Here is an 18,688-nt window from a genome sequence, read left to right as displayed (position 1 = left end):
CCCCGCCGCCGGGCGCCCGCCCGTATCCGCCGCCCCCATCCGTCCTTTCCGGGTGGGGGCGGCGGCGCGTCCGCACCGAACGGGGCGGAGCAGGCGGACGGACGGTCGGGGCGGACGGACGGTCCGGGCGTACGGGGCGGTCGCGGCCGACGCGCACGCGCAGGGCCGGTCGGGCCGGTCGGGCCCTCAGCCGTCGGACGAGCCCTTCGGGCCCGGGCCCTTCGCGCCGGGACCCGACCGCGCCGGGCCCAGCCCCTCACGCGTCCGGGGCGCCGGTGTCCGGGGCGGGGCGCCCGGGGACGGGAGTGCCCGCAGTCCGCGGGAGAGCGAGTCCGCCTCCACGAGCCCCGTCAGCAGCAGCGGTACGCCCACCACCGGCAGCAGCCACACCATCACCCACAGCCTGTCGATGGCGATGTCGGGGTGCGCTGAGACGGCCAGCACGCCTGTGCCCGCCGCGGCGGCGAGCAGCGCCCCGAAGGCGGGCCGGTACCGCAGTGCCCCCCAGCCGCCGGCCGCCAGCAGCGCCAGGAGCAGCGGTTGCAGGAACTGCCGGCGCAGCCACTCCGTCCAGAAGTTCGCCTCCAGGCGCAGGAACTCCGGCCACGGCCGCTCCCGGTCCGCCATGTTGTAGTGGTCGGTGAGCAGGTCCTGGAGGCTCTCCGACTCGGACGGGTAGCGCAGCAGCCGCGACAGCAGGACCGTGCCGGCCGCCGCGGCGGCCGACACCGTCAGCAGGGTCCGCACGGCGGCGCCCACCGGCCGCCCGGCCCGCCGGCGGTACAGGGCGAGCACGGCGCAGGCCGCCGCGAGGCACACCGCCAGGAACAGCGCCTGCGAGTGCTTCACCGTGAACAGCAGCGCCAGCGACAGGGCCACCGGCCAGGCCCCCCGCCGCCCGCGCAGCAGCAGCGCGCAGCCCCACAGCGCGGTCAGCGTCAGCGCGAGCATCGTGCCCTCGGTCATGGGCCGCATCGCCGTCGCGCCGGTCGGCAGCACGTAGTACAGGACCTGCCCGGTCAGCGCGGCCCACACCGGGACGCCCACGGTCCGCAGCACCAGGAACACCAGGACACCGCCGGCCGCCGCGACGCACACCCCCGCGGCCCACAGCCCCCAGGTCGCGCCCAGCACCGTCACGAACGGAACGAGCAGCAGCGGGAACCCGGGCCGCACCTCGAAGATGCGCATGAACCGCTCGCTCGCGAAGGGCGCCGTCCACCCGGAGGTCTGTCCCGCCCGGAGGCGGTGCCCGGTGAGCGACTCGTAGTGCTTCCGGCACTCCTCGCGCACCTCGGGGCCCGGATCCGGGGCGCGGAAGCGGCGGAGGTTCACGCTCTGCGCGCGCGAGGCCTTGCCGGCCCGGCTCGCGCACACGTACTCGATCGTGCGGTGCGTCGCCTCGGCCTTGCCCGCGCCGCCCAGACTCAGCCCGTACGAGAGGTAGTTGCGGCTGTCGGGGGTGTCGCGGCCGGAGACGTTCGCGAGCTGCAGGCAGCCGAAGAGGGCGGCGACGAACAGCACCCAGACGGCGGGGCGAGCCCTCATGAGCGCGCCGGCAGGTCGTGCCTGGCGCCCGGAGCGGGAACCGTGGGCGGGGCGGTGTCCCCGCCCGGCACCGGCTGCCGTACGGCCCGCTCGGCGGCCGGGCCGTCGTCGTACCCGCCGAACCGCTCCCGGGACACGGCCCGCGGCCGGGCGGGCTCCTCGTCGCACCACGCGGCCGGGGCGAACAGCCGCGCCGGAGCGTCCTCGTCGCGTGTCACCTGCGGCGCCCTCGGGACGCCGGCACCGCCGCGCGCCCCCGGGGGCGCGAGCGGAGCCGCGCCCATCGACCTCGGTGGCGTGCCCTGATGGGTATGGATGTGAACCGACCCCTTCCGCTCGACCGGCTCGTGCGCCCGGTTGACGCCGTTGACCGGATACGTGGCACGCGCCGCCACCCGCTTGGGCGCGCGGCTGCCCGGCAGGACGTGCTCGACGCCGGGCGGCGGCGTCCCCGCGTACTCCCCGCCGGCCACCCGCACACCCCTGGTGCGCGGGGAGAGCTCTTGGGCCCCGCCGGGGACCGGGGCCGGACCGCAGAGGAGGCCGTCGTGCGGGAGCGCCGCGTGCACGGCGGGGCCCGGGCCGAGCGGCAGCCCGGGCACGACCAGCCGGTGCACGGCGAGCACCGCACTCCGCAGCAGTCGGCGCCGGGTCCGCAGCCGCCTGCGCAGCGCCGTGCGGCATGCCGCCGCCACCCGGTGCAGCCGGCGCAGCAGGTACGGGCCGCACGCCACCAGACGGGCGGCCGCCCGCGGCACGCGCGCGCCGAGCCGGTGCCCCGGTGGCCGGTCCGCGCGCGGGCCACGGACGGCCCGCCGGTGGAACTCGGGCCGGGCCGACGGCGGTACGCGGTCCCGTCGGCCAAGGACGAACAGGCAGCGGCCGTACGGGAGTCCGCGCCACCGCTCCGGCACCGGCCGTCCCGCGATGAACCGGAACAGCCGCCCGTACTGTGCGAACACCTCGAAACGCTCCCGGCTGGGGGTGCGCAGCGCGTCGCCCTGTCGGCGCTGCCGGTGGTGCACGCCCACCCGGTCGACGGGTGCGGTCGTGTGGGCGTGGTCGAAGTCGACGCCGTCGAACGGGTACTCGGCCCGCGTCCCGCGGTGCGCGGCGGCCGTGTCGCGGCCGCCGCCCCGGTGCACGGTGCGCACGGCGGGGTTCCCGTCCAGCGGCGGGCGGGGACACCGCCCGTACGCGGGCCCGACGGGGTGCGGCCGTCGGGTGGCGAGGGCTGCGGGCGCTCTCCGGGAATCCGTGAACCGGACGCGGAGCGCGGTACCGGCACCGGGGCACCGCGTCACGGGCGCGCGGCGCTCCGGCCGGCGGTGACGGCGGTGCGGCCTCCCCGCGCGGCGCAAGGGGGCCGCCCCCGCCTGTCCGGTGCCCGGGGAGTCGGTCGGCAGGGGGCGCGGATCGCGCGCCGCGTACCCGGCGGCCGGGTCTCCCGCCGGGAAGTCCTCCGCCCCGCGGTCCGGCATCGGCCCGACGTCGCCGAGGCGCTGGGCGGGAACCGGTTCGACGGCCGTCGCGAGCCGCCCCGCGACGCCCTGGGCGGTGACGGTGATGCTGAAGCGGGGCATGTGCTGCGTGCTCTCCCTGTTCGTGCGGTGCGCCCGGCGGGGCGGGGCGGGCGCGGCGGTACGGGTCCGGGGGGCGGGCGCGGGCCCGCGGTGCGCCCGCCCGCGAGTGGGCCGCGGGCCGCGTCGACGGCCCGAGGGAGGCCCGCTCCGGGACGGCGCGGGGGCGGGGCGGACCCGTCGTCGGACCGCCCCGCCCCCGCGCGCCGTCAGCGCCCGCGGCGCCGGGCCGGCCCCCGCGTGACGATCGGCGGCAGCAGGTCCTTGGCGAGCCTGCGGGCCCGGCCCGGACGGCCCGCCGGAGCGGTGGGCGCGGGGCGCGCCGGAGCGGGACGGGCGGGGCCGGGACGCGACGACGCCGCAGGCCCGGCGGACCCGGTTGCCGCGCCGGACGGCTCCCCCTCGCCCGCGTGCCGGGACACCGGGTGCCCGTGCTCCACGGCCTTCCTGCCGTCCACGCGGATCGGTCCGCGGCCCGCGACCTGCTGCACCTCGTGCCACAGGTCGTCGCGGCCGGCCGGCCACTCCAGCGGCCCGTCGCGCAGCGGCTCGGCGGCACCCCACGTGCCGTGGGACTTCGTGCCCGTCACGCATATCGGGTTCAGGCCGAGGGCGGCGACCACGCCCCGGGTGGCGCAGGCGACGCCCGGGCAGTGCCCGGCGCGGTGGTCGTCCAGCACCACGACACCCTCGGGGAGCGGGACGTCGCGCACGGCCCCGATGCCCGCGTGCGCGTGCTCGTACAGGTGCGAGGCGTCGACGTGCGCGAACCGGCAGCTCGCGGCGGGGGCACGGTCCACGACCACCGAGGCCGACGCCCGGACGATCTCAGGCAGGGTGTCGTGGAAGGACAGGTGGTTGGCCTCGAAGGCCCGACGGGTCGGCGTCGCGTACGACGTGGCCGTCTCCCGGTCGTTCGCGGCGTCCGGCGCGGGCGAGTCGAAGAGGCCGCACACCGTGAACGCGTCCTCCGCCCGCCGGGACGCGCCCATGAAGACGGCGCTCTTGCCCGTGCAGGCGCCGATTTCCAGCAGGTTTCCGGGCTCCGCGCGATCCGGCTGACGGGACTGGATCCAGTCGAAGAGCTGCCGGTCGACCGGACGGAACCGGCCCTTGACCTCCGACAGGGCCTTGGGACGGGGCAGTTCGGTGGTGCTCGGGGTCATGGGTGCTCCGGAGGACGGGTCTGTGGACTTCCTGTGTCGGTGGATGGGACCGGAGTGCTCAGAGCCTGTCAACGACGGGAACGGGAACGCCGGGTGCCGGGACGGTCGCGAGCGGTGACGCGGCCGAGCGGTCCGCGGCCGAGGGCACCGGATGGCGTTCGGCGAGCGGCACCGGCGCGGGCAGGCCCCCGGTCTCGCCCAGCACCACACGGCGCACGACCCGCTCGGCGGCCCGCCCGTCGTCGTACGGGCAGAAGCGCTCCCGGAACGCCGCCCTGAGCTGCGCCGAGCGGGAGCCGCGCCAGTGGCCGGTGGCGAAGATGTCGATCAGCTCGTCCTCGTTGCGGGCGACCGCGCCGGGCGGGAAGGCGCGCAGGTCGAAGTAGGTCCCGCGGGCCGCCTCGTAGGCCTCCCAGTCGTCGGCGTGTACGACGATCGGCCGGTCGAGGTTGGCGTAGTCGAACATCAGCGACGAGTAGTCCGTCACCAGCGCGTCCGACGCGAGGCACAGCGACTCGACGCTCGGGTGGTCCGAGACGTCGATCAGCCGGCCCGAACTGCGGGCGAGCGGTGCGTCGTACGTGTGGTGCGCCCGGGTCAGCAGCACGAAGCGCGGACCGAGCCTGCGCAGCACCCGCTCCAGGTCCAGCGCGGTCCGCTGGCCGCGCAGGTAGTCGCGGTGCGTGGGCGCGTACAGCACGGCGACCGTGCCCTCGGGGATGCCGAGGCTCTCGCGCAGCCGGGCCACGTCCGTCGAAGTCGCCCGCTGGAAAACGTCGTTGCGCGGCTGGCCGTACTCCAGCGTCGTGTAGCCGGACGGCACGACCCGCTCCCACACGAGCGTCGAGTGCCGGTTGCCTGACAGGCAGTAGTCCCACCGGTCGGCGTCGCGCAGCAGCTCGGCGAAGTCCGTGCCCCGTGCCGCCGCGGGGCGCTCCTGGAGGTCCAGGCCCATCCGCTTGAGCGGTGTGCCGTACCGCGTCTGGACCACCACCTGCCCTCGCCGCTTCACCAGGCCGCGGTCGAACGCGCCGTTGCTCACCAGGTACTTGGCGCGCGCGAGGGCCGTCCAGTGGGCGGCCGTGCCCGGCCGCACCCGGCGCGTCGCCGTCGGGACCGTGTGGTGGAACTCCGGGTCCGCGATCCACACCGTGCGCATCCCGGGCGCGTAGGTCCGGAACGCCGTCTCCAGCGCCCCCGGGTTGCAGCCGTGACCGCGGCCGCCGTGACTGGCGAACACCGCGAGGTCCGCCCGCACCGGCAGCAGGCGCTGCACCGCGTAGTGCAGCCCGAGCGCGGCCGACCGGACGGTGCGGCCCGCCGTCCGGACCACGGAGGCGATCCGCCTGCCGAGGCGCGTGACCGCCCGCAGCACGCGGTACGCGCGGTCGCTGCCCAGCCGGACGAGTGCGTCCCGCAGCCTGCCGTGCGGCAGCGCCCGGGCGCCCGGCACCCGGTGGCGGAGGTGGTGGGCGCGGGCCGCGCGCAGGAACACCGCCCGCGAGCCGCGCGGCAACCGGTCGCGGTCGAGGAACACGGTCGCGAGATGGTCGACCATCCGCGCGAACACCACCGGGCGCCAGTGTTCGAGGCCGGGGTGCGCGTCGAGGTGGGCGAAGACGCGGTCGTACTGGGCGAGGACGTCGAAGTGGGCATGGCCGGCGGTGCCGAGGAGGCCGCCCCGACGCCGCCACCGGTGGTGGACGCAGACGCGGTCGAGGGTCGCGATGGTCTCAGCCGCCATCAGGACGGGGTACGTCCAGGGGACGCCCTCGTAGATGCCGGACGGGAACGTGAAGTCCCGCCGCTCGACGAACTCCCGGCGGTACGCCTTGTCCCACACGATCGCGGGCGTGTCGAGCAGCGCGGGGCGGTCGTCGAGCGTGAAGGGCGCCGTGCCCTCCTCGGTGAGGCCGCGGGCCCGCTCGTCGCGCACCGTTTCCCCGGACCACCGTGTGCGCGCGTGGTCGTAGACCAGTACGTCCGGCTCGCCGGTCTCCTCGACGCGGTCGCCGATCGACCGCAGCGCGTCCGGGGCGAGGGTGTCGTCGCCGTCCAGGAAGAGCAGGTAGTCGCCGGTCGCCTGCCGCACACCCGCGTCGCGGGCCGGGCCGGGGCCGGCGTTCTCGGGCAGGCGCACCACCCGCACGCGCGGATCGCGGGCCGCGAATCCGTCGGCGACGTCGCCGCAACCGTCCGGCGAGCAGTCGTCGACCACGATCAACTCAAGGTCGCAGCCGCCCTGTTCCAGGACCGATGCCAGGCATTCGTGCAGGTGGGCCTGCACGTTGTACGCGGGGACGATGACACTGAACCGGGGCAAGGGACATCCATGGGTCGGCGCGGGCATACTGCCCGGAAACGGCCGAAGGGGTGACCTGGTTACGCCGGATGCTGCATGTGGGGGACATCGAGCGAATGTGCGGGGGCGGACCGGCGAAGGCCCGCCCCCAACACCTGTACGAACAGCCCTACTTCACCGCGCCCGCCATGACGCCGGACACGAACTGCCGCTGGAACGCGAAGAAGACGGCCAGTGGGACGACCATCGAGATGAACGCGCCGGGCGCGAGCGTCTCGATGTTGCCCGAGAACTGCCGTGTCTGCTCCGTCAGTGCCACGGTCAGCGGCCGTGAACCGGAGTCGGAGAACACCAGCGCCACCAGCATGTCGTTCCACACCCACAGGAACTGGAAGATGCCCAGCGAGGCGATGGCCGGCCCGCCGAGCGGCAGGACCACGGTGGTGAACAGCCGGGCCTCGCTCGCCCCGTCGAGCCGCGCCGCCTCCAGGAGTTCGCGGGGGATCTCCGCGAAGAAGTTGCGCAGCAGGAAGATCGCGAACGGCAGGCCGAAGCCCACGTGGAAGAGGACGACCCCGATGACGCTGCCGAAGATCCCCAGGTCGCCGAAGAGGTCCGACAAGGGGATCAGGGCGACCTGGACGGGCACCACGAGCAGTGCCACCACCGCCAGGAACCACCAGTCGCGGCCCTTGAAGTCCATCCAGGCGAAGGCGTATCCGGCCATCGCCCCGATGACGATGACGAGCGCCGTGGCCGGGACGGTGATCCAGACCGTGTTGAGCAGCGAGTCCGTGATGTCCTCGTTGCCGAGCAGCTTCGAGTAGCTCTCGGTGGTGAGCTGGGCCGGCTTGCTGAAGACGGTCCACCAGCCGGAGTCGGCGATGTCGGTCGGATCGCGGAACGAGGAGGCGAGCAGCCCCACCGTCGGGGTGACCCACAGCAGCGCGACGAGGATCAGGAAGACCCGCGTCACACCGCCTGCCGCGCCGGCCGCCAGCCGGGCGGCCGGCGACCGCGCCGGCGGACCGGCCGCCTCCACGGACCTCGGACGGGTCTCCTGGGGTACGGAGGGTGCGGTCACCGTTGGCGCTCCCTTCGCAGTCGGCGGATGTTGACGAGCATCACCGGCAGGACGAGCAGCAGCAGGACGATGCCGATCGCGCTGCCGAGGCCGAGGTCGCCGCCACCGCCGAAGGACGCGTTGTACAGCTGCAGCGCCAGCACGTTGGCCTCGTCCTGGCTGGGCTGCGGCGCGATGATGTAGATCAGGTCGAAGATCTTCATCACGTTGATCATCAGGGTGATCAGCACGACGACCAGGACGGGTGCGAGCAGCGGCACGGTGACCCGGCGGAACACCTGCCACTCGTTGGCGCCGTCCACCCGGGCCGCCTCCAGGAGGTTGCGGTCCACCCCGGCGAGGCCCGCCGCGATGAGCACCATCGCGAACCCGGCCCACATCCAGGCGTACGCGCCGATCACGGCCGGGGTGACCAGGCTCGGGCCGAGCCAGTCGACACCGTTGTAGGGCGCCGCGAAGTTGGAGGCGGGCAGCCGTAGTTGGGCCCCGTCCGCCGATTCGGGCAGGGTGAACCGGCCGTCGCCGCCGGTGGTCGCCGACGCCACGACGTCGCCGTCCCTGACCGCCTGGACCTCGACGCCGCCCAGGCCCTTCTCGCCCGCGTCGACGGCGCCCTTCTCGCCGCCGCCGCCCAGCTTGAAGTCCAGCCAGACCGTGCCGGACACCCCGTCGTCCGAGGCTTCGGGAGACCGGGCGTCCGCGGGGTCGCCGGGCAGCTTGTTCGGCGCGATGCCGACCAGCGGGAGCAGCGCGGGGGAGCCCGCCCGGACCTCGCCGCTCGTGGTGAAGGAGCCTCCGCCGGACGCCTTGAGGCCGCTGTCCGCCGCCGGACGCGCCTTGGGGTAGACCGACGACTCGGCGAAGGTGTCGTGCACCCCCACCACCACGGCGTTCGCGACGCCCTGGTCGGGCTCCGCCTCGTACACGAGCCGGAAGATGATTCCCGCGGCGAGCATCGAGATCGCCATCGGCATGAAGATGACGAGCTTGAACGCCGTGGACCAGCGCACCCGTTCCGTCAGCACGGCGAAGACCAGGCCGAGCCCCGTCACCAGGGCGGGGGCCACCGCGACCCAGATCGCGGTGTTCTTGACCGCGGTGAACGTGGCGTCGTCCGAGAAGATGTCGCCGTAGTTGCCCAGGCCCACGAAGCCCGAGCCGCCGGCGTCGTACAGACTGCGCCAGACCGAGTACCCGATGGGGTAGACCACGAGCGCGCCGAGCAGCAGCAGCGCGGGCAGCAGGAACAGTCCCGCCACCCACGGCCGTGTGCCCGTCACGCTCTTGCGCCGTCCGGCGGGGGGAGCCGGTCGACCGGCTCCCCCCGCCGGAGCCACCTGCGACGACATGGGCTGCCGTCAGCCCTTGTACGCCTTGGCGGCGGCCGCTTCGAGCTGCTGCTGAGCGCCCTCGACGTCCGACGGTGTCTTCAGGAAGTCCTGCAGCGCCTTCCACTCGCCCTGCCCCTGGGTGCCGCCGAACGCGGCCGGCGCCTGGTCGGACATGTCGAAGCGGAAGTCGTCGCCCGCCGCGAGCAGCGCCTTGGCGATGTCCCGCGTCACGTCGTCCTTGTACTCGGCCTGGTCCATCTCCTTGTTGGGGGAGATGAAGCCGCCCTGGGCCGCCCAGATCTCGGCCGCGTCGGTCGACGCGAGGAACGTCATCAGGGCCTGCGAGGCCTTGCCGTCCTTCAGGACCACGGCCACGTCGCCGCCGCTCACCACGGGCGGGTCGTCGCCGACCGCCGGGAACGGGAACACCTTGGCGTCCGTACCGACCTTCGCCTTCGTGTCGGCGTTGATGTTCGCCGTGACGAAGTCGCCCTCATAGACCATGGCGGCCGGGGTGTCACCGGAGAAGGTGTTGGTCACCGACTTGGGGAACTCGGTGCGCAGCGCGCCGGCCCGGCCGCCCGCGACCAGTTCGTCCTTGCCCCACAGCTGGGCGAGCGTGGTCAGTGCCTCCTTGACGCTGGGATCCGTCCACTTGACCTCGTGCCGCGCCAACTGGTCGTACTTCTCGGGGCCCGCCTGAGAGAGGTAGATGTTCTCGAACCAGTCGGTGAGGGTCCAGCCGTCCTGCCCGGCGATGGACACCGCGGGCGAGCCGGCGTCGGACAGCGTCTGGGCGGTCTGGAGGAAGTCGTCCCAGGACGCGGGCTCGTCGGTGATGCCCGCCGCCTCGAAGGCCGCCGTGTTGTACCAGACCAGCGACTTGTTGGCCGCCTTGGCGTAGACGCCGTACTGCTTGTCCTTGTAGGCGCCCAGGTCCTTCCAGCCCGCCGAGAAGTTCTTGTCGAGCTGTGCCTGTGCCTCCGCGCCGAGGGGTTTGACCCAGCCCTTGTCGACGAACTGGTGGAGCACACCGACCTGTGGCAGGAAGGCCACGTTCGGCGGCTTGCCGCCCTGGATCTTCGTGCCCAGGAAGGTGGAGGTGTTGTTGCCGGTCGGCACGAAGCTGACCTCCGCGCCCGTGCGCTTCTCGAACTCCTCCAGCACCTTGGTGAAGTTGTCCTGCTCGGGGCCGGTCCAGACCGCCGCCACCTCGAGCTTCTCGCCGTTCAGCTTGGGAAGGCGGACCGCCGCCGAACTGTCGCCGGTCTTCCCGCCCCCGCCGCCCTTGTCGGAGTCCTCGTCGTCGTTGCCGCCGCCGCACGCGGTGAGCGTGAGTGCCATCGCCCCCGCGACGACGGCTGCCGCGGCCTTCGCGGCCCTGCTCCTGCCGAGCGAACTGCCTGTACGAACTGTGCTGCGCATGACTTGCCCCGTTCTCCGTCGAACGTTCGAGCGTTGTCCCGTGCGTTCTTGGTCTACGCCCGTGCGCTCGGGGGCGGCAAGAGCGCCTGCGCTGTCAAGGGCGTGATCGTAATCGCGTCGTGACGTGGTGAGTTGGGAACACGGCACGAGCCCTCGTTCCCCACGAGGGCTCGAAGTGCGGCTCCTGGCAAGCGTGTTGGAGGCCGGAGCGGGCGGCTGCCGGGCGGGCCGGGGGCGGGGAGAGCGGGCCCTCCGGGGCAGGCAAGGGGCGGCGGAGGACGGACGGGCGGGGCCTCGGCCCAGGAGTCGAGGGGCGTGGGCTCGGGGCCGGGCCGGGGCGGGGAGGCGAACGGGCGGGCCTCTGGGACGCGGTGCGGACGGGCGACACCCGGAGGCCCGGGGCGGGCGGGCGTGGGCTCGGGGGCCCGGGGCGTCCAAGCCGTGCGCAGGCCCGGGAAGGGGCGATCAGGGGCAGCGGGGCGGCCCGGAGGCCTTCCGGGCGCGCCGGGGACGGCTTTCCGGCGCCGAGGTCCGCGGGGCGGGCGCTCGAAAGCCCCGGGCGCCCGGCGTCGACCCGGGAGTCCGCACCGGTCCGCCCGGGAGTCCGCACCGGTCCGCCCGGGTCCCCGGGGGCGTGGTGCGAGCGGGCGCACCCGGCGGGACCCGGGTGTCACAGGAGCGAGGGGACCTCCGAGGCCGACACGGACCGGGCGGCGCGCTCCAGGGCGCTGGCGAGGAGTGCCAGGTCCGTCGGCCCGTTGCCCAGTTCGCGGACCGGTCTGCGCGCCGGCGGGTCGCCCATCCGGGCCCATTCCAGGGGGACGACCGTCGGGCGCAGCGTGGCCGTGCGCGGGATGCGGCCCGTGACGCGGCCCCCCTGGAGGGGGGTCGGCCGCCCGGCCGGTCCGGTCAGCCTGCCCCGGCCCGGCGCGGGCTCCTCGGGGCCCGCGGCAGGAGCTTCCAGCACCACCCGCAGCGCGGTCCGCCGCGCCAGTTCCGTGCCGTCCGTGCGCGTGCCGCCGCCGGTCGAGGCGACCAGGTGCACGCCGAGCCGCCCGCCCTCACGCGCCACGGCCTCCAGAGCCCGTACGACGGAGCCGGCCGCGGGCCGCCCCGGGGAGCCCAGCGCGGGCGCCAGCAGCGCGTCGAGGTCGTCGACGACCACGACGAGCCGGGGCAGCACGGGGCCCGACTCGGGGCGCGGACGCGCCGCGGGCGGACGCAGCCGCAGGGTGGAGCTGGACGGTGTGTCCAGGTCCTCGGCGCCGGCGGCACCCGGGCCCCTCGGCGACGAGCTGCCCGGGCCGCTCGCGGGGCGCTGGGCGACGACGCGGCCCGGCACCTCCTGCCGGGCGTGCCACTCGGCGAAGTCGAGGCGGCCGAGCAGCTCGGCCCGCCGCTTCAGCTCGGCGGCCAGCGACTGGGCGAACTCCCGCATCAGCACGGGGTCGTTGGCGCCGAGATGCGTGGTGACGTGGGGCAGGTCCGTACACACCTGGAGCCCTTCCCCGCGCCCGCCGGCGACCGGGCCGCCGGTGCCGTCCCGGCCGTCGACCAGCACGATGCCGAGCCGGTCGGGCCGCTCCGCCGCGGCGAGCGAGGCGGCGACGGAACGCAGCAGTTCCGTACGGCCGCTGCCCGGGGGGCCCTCGATCAGCAGGTGCGGCCCCTCCTGCGCCAGGTCCACGCAGACCGGGCCGCGCGGTCCGGCGCCGAGCACGGCCGTGGCCCGGCCGCCGAGCGCCTCCGAGTCGTCGGCCGCGTCCGCCCAGCGCGCCATCAGCGACGCCGGGGTGGCCCGCGCCAGGCCCAGCTCGTCCAGCAGCCGGGCGGCCTGCGGCAGCGGCGCGGAGACCCGCGGGTGCCGCTCGCCCCCCGCGCCGTCCGTACGCAGCGGGGCCAGCGCACGCGCGAAGCGCTCGGCCCAGGCCATCGACACTGCGTCCACCGAGGCGACCGTGCCGTGCCCGACGGGGCCGCCGGCGGGCCCCTGCCCGGGCGCGCCGGGCGCCACGCGCAGCAGCCGCAGCGCCGTCGCCACGTCACCGCTGAGCAGGGCGACGGCCCCGCAGGCGCGGAACGGGGGCGAGGCCGCGCAGGCCGCCTCGTAGGTGTGGGCCACGGGCGAGGCGGGCGACGCGGCCGGGGTCTCGGCGAGGCAGACGACGTGGACGCCCGCCCGGGGGCCCTCGGCGGCGAGCCGCGATATGGCCTCCCGCACTCCGGCGGACCCCGGGTCGCCGTCCACGACGACGACCGTGTGGGGGCCGGGCCACATGCTGTCCGCCGCGTCGTCGGAACGCGCCCAGGAGGGCCGCCTGTCCCGGTCGCGCGCGGTCGGGGCGTCCGTCCGGTCCGGCAGTCCCGTCTGCCGGGCGGGACGGGCGCCGCCGAGGGGCAGCCCGAGGTGCGTGGCCTGGGTGTCGCGGGCGGGCGGGTGGGTGCGGGAGCCGCCCCCGGTCTCCGGTGGGCCCCCGTCGGCGGGCGGGCGGCCGTCGCGCGCCGTCCGGCCGGTGCTGCCGTCCGGGCGGTCGGCTCCCCGCCAGGGGGCCTCGGGCGTGCCCTCGCGGCCGGTACGGCCCGCGGACGCGAAGGCGCCGCTGTCGTCCGGCGAGCCGCCGGGGGCCGCCCTCGGCGCCCGCGCGGCGCCGGCGCGGTCCGTCTCCGCCGCGTGGTCCTCCAGCCGCCGCAGCAGCTCCTCCGTCCGCGCCGTGGCCTGCTCGCGGTCGAAGGCGAGGAGGAGGCGGCAGTCCTGGCCGTGGGTGGGACGCAGATGAGGGAGCCAGCCGAGCCAGGACCACTCGGCCGTGCGCTCCTCGACGGAACGCGAGCGGTCCGTGCTGATGAGGGTGACTTCCAGGGCGTCGGGGGAGTGCAGTGCGGCGAGCTGGGCCACCACCGCGCGGGCGAGCCCCGACAGCCTGCCGCGCGGTCCCGCGAGCCCCAGGGCCCCGACCTCCCGCAGGTCCGCGGTGACCGGGACCGCGGGCAGCAGACCCGAACCGTCGGGCGCGCCGCGGTCCGCCGTGCCCAGCCGCACCGTGAGCGTCTCCGGGTGTCCTGGGCCCCGCTCCCAGAGCCGCGGGCCCGGGCCGAGCGCGGCCAGCAGCAGGGCGGCCGGATCGGGCCACCGCTCCGGGCCCGGGGCGCCCTGGGCGAACGGCCCGGCCGCCGGCGCCGCGTACCCGTCATGGGCCCCGCCGTCCTGGGCCGTCCCGTCGTCCCGGCCGCCCGCGAGCCGCCTGGCCCACGCGGAGAGCCCGCCGCGTCTGCGGACCGCGCGCGGCGGCACGGACGTCCCCGGCGCGGCGGTGTCCTCGCGGGGCTCCCGAGCGAACGCGTCCCCACCGGCCGTCCCGTACGCGTCCCCGTTCTTGTCGTTCTCGTCGTTCCTGCCGTTCCTGCCGTTCCTGCCGTTCCCGTCGTTCCCGTCGTTCCCGTCGTTCCCGTCGTCCTGGAGGCCCCGGGCGTCCCTGAGTCCCTGGGCGCCCTCGGCACCCTGGCCGGCCCCGCCGTCCCGGACGGTCTCGATCGGCGGCGTCCCGCCCTGCCCGGGGACCGTGTGCGGTCCCGCGGGGCCGTGGCCCTGGGCCGCCCCGCTCCCGCCGTCGGCGGCGCCCCAGTCCGCCGTCCCGTACCCGTGGTGGGTCTCGGAGGCGGGCGGCACCGCCAGGAAGCGGGAGCCGCCGTCGCGCGCGTGCGGCACCCGCGCCGCCTCCGCCCCGGTCGCCGGCCCCGCCCGGCCAGGGGACTGCGGCCGTGCGTCCGCCCCGGCCGGCTGCCCGCGTCCGGGCTCCCGGGCGCTCACGCGGACGTGGCCCTCGCCGTCCGGCGCGGTCTCGCGGACGGGGTCGGGCTCCCCGGCGGGGGCCAGCCGCAGGGCCGACTCCCCGATCCGCAGCAGGGCGCCCGGCGCGAACGCCACCGGGCGCTCGCCCACACGGGTCCCGTCCAGCCTCGTGCCGTTCGTGGAGCCCAGGTCGGCCACCGAGACGCGGCCGTCCGCCGAGACGGTCACCGCGCAGTGCAGCCGGGACACGTCGGGGTCGTCCAGCGGGACGTCCGCGTCGGCGGAGCGGCCGATGTCGATCCGTCCGCCGTGCAGCAGGTGCACGCCTCCCGCGTCCGGTCCCGCGACCACCCTGAGCTGGGCCGCCGCCGGGTCGACGTCGGGGCCCGGTTCCGCCGGGGAGCCGAGGGAGAGGACCGCGCCGTCGATGAGAGGAGGCTCACCCAGCGTGCAGCGCTGCGCGTCGAGCCGCTCGGCCCCCGCGTACAGCACCCCGGCACCCTCGCCCCCGACCGCCGAGGCGAGGCCGGAGGCCACCACCGCGAGCGCGGTCCCGGCGGGTGCCGTCACCAGCACGTCGCAGGACGCGGGGCGTCCCTCGGGGCGCGTCCCCAGCGGGTCTACGACGGTCAGCCGGATCTGCATCGCCGTCAGCCGGTCCCTTCTTCGCGGGTCTGTCGAGGGCGCCCGCGACGAGGCTGCGCCGCGGTCCCCCACCGCAGACTCCCCCACCGCGCACGGGCACGTCGGCCAGTACTGCAGGCATCCTCGCACCTGTCACCGACAACACGCCCGCCCCCAACCGGCAAGTGATCTTGATTGGTCGGCTCTGCCCGCAAAAGTGCCTGACCAATGCCCGGTTGAGATCACTCACGTAGAACTCCGGCAACCGAATCGCACGAACTGAGCGTCTTTTGTCGAACAGGGCACGGGCGCCTCCTCCGTACCGCACGGGCGGCAGGGTGGACGGAAACCGTGGCGGGACGACAGCCCGGTGCCGCGTTCGGCGGCACTACAGTGGGTCGGAACCACCGGTAGCACGGTGGACGGATCAGTCGAGCAAGCAGCAGGGAGCGCATGACGTGCGGCCGGTAGGCAGCAAGTACCTGCTCGAGGAGCCACTCGGGCGCGGCGCCACGGGCACCGTCTGGCGGGCCCGCCAGCGCGAGACCGCGGGCGCGGAGGCGGCCGTGGCCGGCCAGCCCGGCGAGACGGTCGCGATCAAGGTCCTCAAGGAGGAGCTCGCCAGCGACGCGGACATCGTGATGCGGTTCCTCCGGGAGCGCTCCGTCCTGCTCCGCCTGACCCACCCGAACATCGTGCGGGTGCGGGACCTCGTCGTCGAGGGCGATCTCCTCGCCCTGGTCATGGACCTGATCGACGGCCCCGACCTGCACCGCTATCTGCGCGAGAACGGGCCCCTGTCGCCGGTCGCCGCCGCCCTGCTCACCGCGCAGGTCGCCGACGCGCTCGCCGCCAGTCACGCCGACGGCGTCGTGCACCGCGACCTCAAGCCCGCGAACGTCCTGCTCAAGCAGGACGCCGGTCAGATGCACCCGATGCTCACCGACTTCGGCATCGCGCGCCTCGCCGACTCCCCGGGCCTCACGCGCACCCACGAGTTCGTCGGCACGCCCGCGTACGTGGCGCCCGAGTCGGCCGAGGGCCGCCCGCAGACCTCCGCCGTCGACATCTACGGCGCCGGGATCATGCTGTACGAGCTGGTCACCGGCCGTCCGCCGTTCGGCGGCGGCTCGGCCCTGGAGGTACTGCACCAGCACCTCAGCGCCGAACCCCGCCGGCCCTCCACGGTCCCCGATCCGCTGTGGACCGTCATCGAGCGCTGCCTGCGCAAGAACCCCGCGGAGCGGCCCAGCGCGGAGAACCTCGCGCTCGGGCTGCGCACGGTCGCCGCTGGCATCGGCGTGCACGCGAACTCGGCGCAGATCAACGCGGCCGAGGGCGTGGGCGTACTGCTCGCCCCGGACCCGGCGCCCGCCGCCGTGCCCGGCGCCCCCGGCGCGGCCGACCTCACGCAGGTCCTGCCGCAGGGCGCGGGCTCGTACGACCCGAACGGCGCGACCAGCGTGCTGCCGCACACCGGCGCCGCCGACCCCACCGCCGTGCTGCCGCACCGCGGCGGGGCCGATCCGACCGCGATGATGCCTCCGGTGCCGCCGCACCAGCCCGGGGCCGGGCCCGACGAGCCGCACCCGTGGCAGAACCAGCTCCGCGCGGCCCGGGACCGCAACGAGCAGACGCAGGTCCAGTACCTGGACCCGAACGAGGACCCGCTGCGCAGGCGCCCGCAGCGCCAGGTCGCACGGCCGCAGCAGCAGCCGCCGCAGCAGCCCCAGCAGCCGCAGCGGCAGCGGTCCCAGCAGCGCCCGCCCCAGAACCAGCCCGGTTACGGCTACCCGCAGGGCGGACCGCAGCAGGGCCGGCAGCCGCAGGGGTACGCGCCCCAGCAGCAGCCCCAGCGGTACGCGCCCGCCCCCCAGCAACCGCAGCAGCCCGCGCCCAGGCCGCCCCGCGAGCCCCGGCAGCCGAGGCAGCGCGGCGCCAACCCGATGAAGATCCCCGGACTCGGCTGCCTCAAGGGCTGCCTGTTCACGGTCGTCATCCTGATCGTGGCCGGCTGGCTCATCTGGGAGCTGAGCCCGCTCCAGGAGTGGATCGGCACGACCAAGGGCTACTGGGCGCAGCTCTCGGACTGGTTCGACACGGTCTCCGGATGGATCGGGGAGCTGGGCGGAGGGTCCGGGCAGTAGCTCCGGGCAGTAGGTCCGGGACCCGGCCGCTCCCGGAGCGGCGGGTCGGGAGCGGCCGGGTCCAGGAGCGGCGGCCCGCGCGAAGGCGCCCGGTCCCGGCCCGGGCCCGTTCCGGTGTTTGAGGGGATTGCCCCGTGAAGTCCCCGGAACCGCACTGCGGTTCTGGGGATTTGTCGACTCCCGGGGGGTGATTTCCGCCTCCGAAGTGAAGGTTGGCGCCCCGGGCGCGTAGTTTTGTCGATCGGGGGGTCCCGGGGGTTGCCGGCCGGGGTCCGCCCGTGGCGGAACCGCTCGGGAAAGGGCGCCGCACGGGCACGGGAATGCGCTGGGTCGGCACAACGCGTCCGTAGGAGCAGTCTTGGTACGGAAGATCGGCAGCCGGTACACCGCGAACCAGATTCTGGGACGGGGCAGCGCCGGCACGGTGTGGCTGGGCGAGGGTCCCGAGGGGCCCGTCGCCGTCAAGCTGCTGAGGGAGGACCTCGCGTCCGACCAGGAGCTGGTGGGGCGCTTCGTGCAGGAGCGCACGGCCCTGCTCGGCCTCGACCACCCGCACGTCGTGTCGGTGCGGGACCTGGTGGTCGACGGGAACGACCTCGCCCTGGTCATGGACCTGGTGCGCGGCACGGACCTGCGCACCCGGCTCGACCGGGAGCGGCGGCTCGCGCCCGAGGCGGCGGTCGCCATCGCCGCCGACGTCGCCGACGGACTCGCCGCGGCGCACGCGGCGGGCGTCGTGCACCGGGACGTCAAGCCGGAGAACGTCCTGCTCGACATGCAGGGCCCGCTGGGACCCGGGGGCTCGCACCCCGCGCTGCTCACCGACTTCGGGGTCGCCAAGCTCATCGACTCACCCCGGCGGACCCGGGCGACGAAGATCATCGGTACGCCGGACTACCTGGCCCCGGAGATCATCGAGGGGCTGCCGCCGCGGGCCGCCGTCGACATCTACGCGCTGGCCACCGTGCTGTACGAACTCCTGGCCGGGTTCACGCCGTTCGGCGGCGGGCATCCGGGGGCCGTGCTGCGGCGGCACGTCACCGAGACCGTGGTCCCGCTGCCCGGCATCCCCGAGGAGCTCTGGCAGCTCCTCGTGCAGTGCCTGGCCAAGGCGCCGGCGTCCCGGTTGCGGGCCTCCGAGCTGGCCGGGCGGTTGCGCGAGCAGTTGCCGCTGCTCGCGGGGATGCCGCCGCTGGACGTGGACGAGCCCGACGGGGAGGAGGCGGACGGCGGGTACGAGGAGGCGCCGGCCGAGCCCGAGGCTCCCCGTGAGCGGGTGCGGCGCGGGGCGGTGCCGCTCGTGCCGGGGGCCGCGCCGGACTCGAACCGGGACACGCACACGTCGATGCGGGTGCCCGGGCCGGACGAGCTCGCGGGCGGCGCCCGGGGGACCGCGCGGGCGCCGCGGGCCGCGGGGGCGCCGCGGCCCGGGTCGGCGCGGCACCGGGCGTCGGCGCGGCGGCGCCGGATCACGCTGGGCGCCGCCGCGGTGGCCGTGGTGGCGGCCGTGGGGGTCGGGACCTGGTTCGCCGTGGCGGGGGACGACGCGGGGGCTGCGCCGCGGGACTCGGAGACGTCGGCCCCGGCCGCACCCTGACCCTCGCCCCTGGGGTTGGCCGGGGGCCTGTCCGCCTTGCGTGTCGGCTGCGGGCCGCGTGTGGCTGGTCGCGCAGTTCCCCGCGCCCCTTCCT

At 75.9% G+C, this 18,688-nt stretch carries 10 protein-coding genes; 2 read left to right on the top strand and 8 right to left on the bottom strand.

Annotated elements, in window-relative coordinates:
• Positions 1-186: 186 nt before the first annotated feature.
• The 8 genes from IE265_RS32550 to IE265_RS32515 all read right to left on the bottom strand — a co-directional run bounded on the left by IE265_RS32550 (position 187) and on the right by IE265_RS32515 (position 14,871).
• Entirely contained in the window at positions 187-1,548 is a 1,362-nt protein-coding gene (locus IE265_RS32550; protein ID WP_229916778.1) for a hypothetical protein, read from the bottom strand.
• A complete protein-coding gene (locus IE265_RS32545; protein WP_190039355.1) occupies positions 1,545-3,131 on the bottom strand; it encodes a CDP-glycerol glycerophosphotransferase family protein in 1,587 nt (528 codons plus the stop codon). Before IE265_RS32545 ends, IE265_RS32550 begins: the two co-directional genes overlap by 4 nt.
• Positions 3,132-3,337: 206 nt before the next feature.
• Entirely contained in the window at positions 3,338-4,294 is a 957-nt protein-coding gene (locus IE265_RS32540) for a class I SAM-dependent methyltransferase (RefSeq protein ID WP_190039354.1), read from the bottom strand.
• A 58-nt stretch (positions 4,295-4,352) separates the two neighbouring features.
• Positions 4,353-6,617: a bifunctional glycosyltransferase/CDP-glycerol:glycerophosphate glycerophosphotransferase gene (locus IE265_RS32535; RefSeq protein WP_190039353.1), complete on the bottom strand. Its 2,265-nt coding sequence runs from the start codon at positions 6,615-6,617 to the stop codon at positions 4,353-4,355.
• A gap of 148 nt (positions 6,618-6,765) precedes the next feature.
• Positions 6,766-7,638 carry a carbohydrate ABC transporter permease gene (locus tag IE265_RS32530; protein WP_229916785.1) on the bottom strand — a complete coding sequence of 291 codons (873 nt, stop codon included), beginning with the start codon at positions 7,636-7,638 and terminating at the stop codon, positions 6,766-6,768.
• A gap of 38 nt (positions 7,639-7,676) precedes the next feature.
• Complete coding sequence (locus tag IE265_RS32525; protein WP_190039351.1) at positions 7,677-9,029, bottom strand: carbohydrate ABC transporter permease; 1,353 nt, start codon at positions 9,027-9,029, stop codon at positions 7,677-7,679.
• A gap of 9 nt (positions 9,030-9,038) precedes the next feature.
• On the bottom strand, positions 9,039-10,436 hold the full coding sequence (locus IE265_RS32520) for an ABC transporter substrate-binding protein (RefSeq protein WP_190039350.1): 1,398 nt from the start codon (positions 10,434-10,436) through the stop codon (positions 9,039-9,041).
• 670 nt (positions 10,437-11,106) lie between these two features.
• Positions 11,107-14,871: an FHA domain-containing protein gene (locus IE265_RS32515; RefSeq protein WP_190039349.1), complete on the bottom strand. Its 3,765-nt coding sequence runs from the start codon at positions 14,869-14,871 to the stop codon at positions 11,107-11,109.
• A gap of 437 nt (positions 14,872-15,308) precedes the next feature.
• Here IE265_RS32515 and IE265_RS32510 point away from each other — a divergent pair, with 437 nt between their 5' ends.
• The gene (locus IE265_RS32510; RefSeq protein ID WP_190039348.1) at positions 15,309-16,997 is read left to right on the top strand and encodes a serine/threonine-protein kinase; all 1,689 of its coding nucleotides are present in this window, start codon (positions 15,309-15,311) and stop codon (positions 16,995-16,997) included.
• A 358-nt stretch (positions 16,998-17,355) separates the two neighbouring features.
• A complete protein-coding gene (locus IE265_RS32505) occupies positions 17,356-18,594 on the top strand; it encodes a serine/threonine-protein kinase (protein ID WP_190039347.1) in 1,239 nt (412 codons plus the stop codon).
• Positions 18,595-18,688 lie beyond the last annotated feature (94 nt).

Origin of the sequence: Streptomyces fructofermentans, from assembly GCF_014651055.1 — a bacterium.
Taxonomy (GTDB): Bacteria; Actinomycetota; Actinomycetes; order Streptomycetales; family Streptomycetaceae; genus Streptomyces; species Streptomyces fructofermentans.
Note: the sequence above shows the minus strand (reverse complement) of the source record. Positions and strands in the feature narration are given on the sequence as shown.